We start from the raw sequence: 2,430 nt of genomic DNA, 5'->3' as shown, positions 1-2,430 counted from the left end.
GTGGTGGGGTGTCCGGGCACGGCGGGGCGGGGGCGTCGGCCGAACCGGCGCCCCGGTGCCCCGTGGCCGGGCTCAGGCCAGGCCGTCGACGATGGCCCGCGTATTGGCGCGCATCATCTCCTCGTAGGTGCCGGCGCCCTCGCCCGGAGCGGTGAGCGACTCGGAGAACAACGGCACGATCTCCACGTCCAGGCCGCTCTCCTCGCGCAGGGCGCGGGCCAGCCGGTCGGGGTGGGAGGAGTCCACGAAGATCGCCCCGACATCGGCCTCGACGATCGCCCGGGAGAGCGACTCCAGGTCCGAGGCCCCGGGTGAGGCCAGCGTCGTGCCGCCGGGGATGACCGCTCCGATCACCCGGAAGTCGAAGCGCTCGGCGAGGTAGCCGAAGACGTGGTGGTTGGTCACCAGGTCGCGGTGCCCGGGTGGGATGGTCGCGAACTCCTCCTCCATCCAGTCCGTCAGCTCCCGCAGCAGGGCGGTGTAGGCGTCGGCGTTCTCCCGCACGGCGTCCGCGTCGACGCCCGGCACCTCCTCGATGATCCGCTCGGCGATGACCCCGGTGGCCGCGATCATCCGCTCCGGGTCGGTCCAGAAGTGCGGGTCGGGGCTACCGGCGGCGTCACCCGAGGCGTACGGCAGCGGGTCCACGGCCTCGCCGACCGCCTCGGTGGGCACGCCCTCCTCCCGCGCGGCCTCCACGTGCCGCAGCACGTTCTCCTCCAGGCCCATGCCGTTGTGCACGATCAGGTCGGCCCGCTCCAGCCCCGCCGCCTGCGCGGCGGAGACGCCGAAGGAGTGCGGGTCGGCTCCCGGCGGCATCAGGACGGTGACCTCGGCCTCGTCGCCGGCCACCTCCCGGGTGACGTCCCCGAGGATGTTCGTGGTGACGACGATCGACGGGGCGTCGCCGGAGTCGGACGGGCCGCCGGGGGCGCCGCAGCCGGTCAGGACGGCCGGCAGCCCGGCGAGCAGCAGGGCGACGGCGCGGAACCCGCCCCGGCGGCGCGGCGCACGGGGGGCGCGGGGAACGTGTGGAACGGGCGGGGCATTCATCGGCCGGTCACCACCATGCGGCGGGGCTCCGCCTCCACCGGGAGGACACGGGCGACGCGCAGGTCGTCCCGGGCGTCGATCTCGTGGATCCGTCGTTCGGCGATGTCGTTGACGTAGACGCGCCGGGTGTCCACCTCGATCACGGTCTCCGCCGGCACCGAGCCCTCGGACGCCGGCTCCAACAGGGCGACGCGGGCGAGTTCCCCGCCACTCGCCGGGTCCACGGAGACCAACTCGCCGGCGGGGTCGACGAACAGCACCGGTGCGTCCTCTCCCACGGCGTTCACCGCGACGGCCGGGCCCGTTTCCCACAACCGCCAGACCGGGTCGGTGAGGTCGAGGACCCACACACCCCGGTCCCCGGCACGGGCGGCCAGCACGGAGCCGTCGTTGCGGTGCCGCAGTTCGGTCGGGCGGTCCTCCTCGGCGGTGCCCTCCGGCCAGGGGAGCGCGGTGACTTCCGGCTCCCCGTTCCCGCCGGCGGTGAACCACAGCGCGCCCTCCGCGCAGACGTACACCGCGCCGCGTCGGGTCACGGCTCCGGCGGCGGGGTCGGAGCACTCGGCCTCCGGGGCGGCGACCGGACCGCCGGCACGGTCGCGCACCTCCACCCGCCCGGCCCCGTCGGCGCCGGCGACCGGGACCAGCAGACCGCCGTCGAAGGGGAGGACCGGGCCCTCGGCGTCGTCGATCCGAAGGAGTTCCGCGAGTTCGCCGTCCTCCGCCGCCGAGCGGTCCAGCAGCAGCGCGCCCCCGTCGGCGAGGGTGATGGCGGTGACCGCGGTGTCGGTGTGCACGGCCACCGGTTCGGCCGCCCGGGCCGCGCCCACCTCGCGGGCGGCGGCGCGGTAGTGGTGCACGTGGTCGCCGTGGTCCACGGTCCACGCGCCGCTGTCCACCACGCGCACCGCCTCGCCCTCCAGCAGGTGGGCGAACCGGCCGTCGCCGACGATCGGGGCGGGGCCTTCACCGGTGGCTCCCGCCTCCCCGGCCTCCCCGAGGGGGGTGGTCTCCCCGCTCACCAGGTCCAGGACGTGCACGGGCTCGCCGGCGCCGGAGGCCAGGACCATCCGGGACTGCTGGTCGGCGGTCTCCTCGGCGCCCTCGACGTAGCCGTGCGGCACGTCCTCACCGTCACCTCCCGCGTGCCCGCCGTCCGCGGCGGTGTTCTCCGGGGAGGTCGGTCCGGGGGGATCCTCGGGGCCTGCGCCGCAGCCGGTCAGCAGCAGGCAGCCGGCCAGGGCGGTGACGGGGACCGCCGACGGGAGGCGTCGGCGACCGGCCCGGGAGGGACGGGGGGTGGTGCTCATCGGGGTATCTCCACGTTCCTTCGCGGGGTGGGGAGGACGGACGGGTCGGCGGGCCGGCCCGCCGGGG

2 protein-coding genes are annotated in these 2,430 nt (G+C 76.0%); both read right to left on the bottom strand.

All coding sequences use genetic code 11. From position 1 onward, the window contains the following. Nucleotides 1–72 precede the first annotated feature (72 nt). A complete protein-coding gene (gene aztC, locus FOE67_RS22795; protein ID WP_182666720.1) occupies nt 73–1,053 on the bottom strand; it encodes a zinc ABC transporter substrate-binding protein AztC in 981 nt (326 codons plus the stop codon). After that, the gene (locus FOE67_RS22790) at nt 1,050–2,363 is read right to left on the bottom strand and encodes a YncE family protein (RefSeq protein WP_182666719.1); all 1,314 of its coding nucleotides are present in this window, start codon (nt 2,361–2,363) and stop codon (nt 1,050–1,052) included. The genes aztC and FOE67_RS22790 overlap by 4 nt, the downstream gene beginning before the upstream one ends. Nucleotides 2,364–2,430: the final 67 nt, after the last annotated feature.

This window comes from Streptomyces calidiresistens, assembly GCF_014141525.1.
In the GTDB taxonomy this organism is placed as follows: Bacteria; Actinomycetota; Actinomycetes; order Streptomycetales; family Streptomycetaceae; genus Streptomyces; species Streptomyces calidiresistens.
Note: the sequence above shows the minus strand (reverse complement) of the source record. Positions and strands in the feature narration are given on the sequence as shown.

Coding starts and splice junctions, on each gene's coding strand:
- FOE67_RS22790 (WP_182666719.1), bottom strand. CDS start 2,363: ATGAGCACCACCCCCCGTCCCTCCCGGGCCGGTCGCCGACGCCTCCCG.
- aztC (WP_182666720.1), bottom strand. CDS start 1,053: ATGAATGCCCCGCCCGTTCCACACGTTCCCCGCGCCCCCCGTGCGCCG.